Annotated in this window: 1 protein-coding gene and 1 pseudogene; both read right to left on the reverse strand. The window is 59.2% G+C overall.

Annotated features, from left to right (window positions below; all coding sequences use genetic code 11):
• Positions 1-1520: 1520 nt before the first annotated feature.
• A pseudogene (locus tag QZ964_RS10635) lies at positions 1521-1685 on the reverse strand (IS110 family transposase); the annotation flags it as partial.
• A 75-nt stretch (positions 1686-1760) separates the two neighbouring features.
• The coding region (locus QZ964_RS10640; protein ID WP_292531545.1) for an IS701 family transposase at positions 1761-2789 on the reverse strand (1029 nt) is incomplete at its 5' end.

Genomic DNA, 2789 nt, shown 5'->3' on the forward strand with positions numbered 1-2789 from the left:
GTTGGACAGTTTCCCCTCCATGAAAGTTGGGAGCAAGGCTCGCCGATGCCGCCAAGGCGCTGGAATTGTTCTTCCCTTTTCGCAGTCTACCCATCAAGCTGTTCTGGCAGCAATCGGGGACCTCGAAAAATTTTAGTTTTTGATGTGGCGGAAGTGAAAGAAGGTTTGTTTTGGGGCGATGCGGCGCCGCGAAACCTGTCGTCTGCCCACCGCGGCGCCCCGTTTGGGTCTCGCGCGCGCTCCCTGGGAGCGTCCGGCGCGTCGCGGCGCTCATGTGGCGTCAGCCATCCGTTCCAGGGTGACGAGGCGGCGCATGTTGTAGGCGAGGTTCTGCATCCAGATCTTCATCCTTGCTCGGGCAATCTTGGCGCCCATGCTCATCGTCTAACACGTGCTCGAAGGCGCGAGCGCGCCTTCGAGCGCATGCGGTTTTCGCCGACTGCGCCCGTTCGCTCAACGGTCTGCCATAGCGGCTTTCTAGCGGCCTCCGCAGCTTGAGGGATTGCGATGTCGGAAGCGAATCGCGCGATGCTTTCTGGAATTCAGACGGTCGAGGCCATGATCGCGGCGTTCAGCGATGACCAGGCATGATGTGAACCTCCCGGGCACCGCATTCCCGAGCCGCGTCAGCGCGAAACCATCGTCGCCAACGGAGACCGGAAAGAAGTTGGGGGTCAGGCGGCTAGCCTCAACGCGTTATCGTTTGGCCATGTCCATTCAACTGGCTGTGGTAGACCGCAGTAGCGTTCGAAAGTTCCGTTGAGATGAGCAGTCCGGACATGGAGCATCAGCTGAGCGCCTAGCCGAGACCATCGCATCTGACGCTTTTTGCACATGCGTTGATTGATCAACTGGTTCACCGTGGATTCGATGTTGGCGGGTTGCAATCCGTTCGCCTTGGCGCCGAGTCCTTCCATAATCCGTCAGCGAGCCGATGTTCGAATAGAGATAACCTTCGAGTTCGTCGAAGCGCTTGCGTGGCTTCAATTTCCGAAAGGTCGCCGCGAGCCGCGTCAATTTCATTGCGATGAGAAAGAAGCTGCGCGCCCAAGCACGACAAACAACGCTATCATCCATCGCGCATGCCGCGATTTGCCGTAATGCCAGACATTCCATCGCACGCTACGCAGATTGCGTCGGTAACTGGCGAGCCTTTCCTCGAAGGTAGGCCCGTCATAATCGACCGCCCAATAGATGCTTCGCCCGAGCCATTGAATTCGGCAGCGCAAGTGAAACCACATGTGGACGGCGCCCTCCTCGCAAGATGAAGCATCCTGTTTTGATCAGATCGCTTGCGTCCATATGTCCGACCTTTAAATGCGCTCGTATATGAACGCTGGCCAAGATGGTTTCCGCGGCGCGAATTCCTAACAATCAAGCGACCTTTAACGGCCTCTGGTTTCAACGGAGTGTCTCGCGTCGTGGATCGATCGATCACACCATCTGCTCATTTATCTTGCAAGTTCTGCAGCAGCTCAGCGCGGTCGCATTGCGATGTGCTCCCCGTAGCTGGCTTATCTTTAGGCTACTCCCGCCGCAGTGGCGGGTGCGAATTTCCGGACATAGCTTTGGCCTGTGACCATCAGCTTCCAAGCGATACGGGCAAGCTTGTTGGCCAGCGCCATGGCGACCAGTTTTGCGGGCTTTCGTTTGAGTAGCTGCTCGAGCCAAGGCGAGAGCGCGCTCTTGCTTTTGCGGTTTACTACAAACCTTAGCACTACTTTGGCAGTTTAGGCTCGACGGGTTTGGCGAGTAGCCGATCACAATGCGGACATCGCTTTGGGGGAGGCCGCGCGAAGATGTCGAGAATGGCCTGCCGGATGGCTGGCATGCTCGGTTGTGGCGGCGGTCCCCCGATTCTTTTTTTTCCGCCCCGCGGCTTTGAGGCGGCGGGATTGGAGGAAGGCGTAGGCGATCATCGTCATCAATGCGTGTCGATGCAAACCGGTCCAGGACCGACCTTCGAAGTGATCGAGGCCGAGTTCCTCCTTGAGCTGCTGATGCGCCTGCTCACAGATCCATCTGGCTTTGATCGAGGCGGCGAGCTTCTTCAGGCTCGTATCTGCTGGCAAGTTCGACACATAGTATTTTTGCTCGCCCGTCGACCGGCGTTCGCCGACGAGCCAGACCTCGTCGCCCGGCATGCACTGCATACGATTGTCGCGCATGCGGTGCTTGTGGCCATCCGCTACGCGAATACGTCGAGCCGCGAAGAGACATGTTAGCCGGCCTTTGGTTCCCCGCCGCCAACTGACCTTTTGCCATTTCTCGCCGGCCAACGCCGCTTCAGCGGAAACTGGCGGTTGATCGGGGATGTGATATTTGCGGGGCTTCCCTGCTTTTGCAACAGGGAACGCCAGAGCGACATCTGCCGGGTAGACGTTCTGGCGTCGCGACAGCCCCACTGCCCATAGTAGACCACGCGCGCTCAGAGCCTGACGGAAAGGCCCGCTGGAGCCGTAACCTGAATCTGCAAGGACGCAGCCGAAACGCACGCCCGAGGCGATGACGCGGTCGATCTCCTCGATCGCGATCTCCGGCTTGCTCAGCGCGCCCCGCCTGTCCTCTGGGACGCGCGCCCGCGTCATGCGCTCGGGATCATTTGTCCAGCTTTCGGGCAGGAAGAGCCGCAGGCCCACCATCACAGGAACCTCGCGCGCCGCCAGGGTGAGCGAGACCAGCGACTGACAATTGGCGGTCTTTCCCAGCGACGATGCATATTGCGGCGCGACGCCGACCGAATACGCGCCCTTTTTCGGCAGGGCCGTATCGTCGACGATCAGCCACGC

The sequence above is a fragment of the Methylocystis sp. genome (assembly GCF_021731785.1).
Taxonomy (GTDB): Bacteria; Pseudomonadota; Alphaproteobacteria; order Rhizobiales; family Beijerinckiaceae; genus Methylocystis.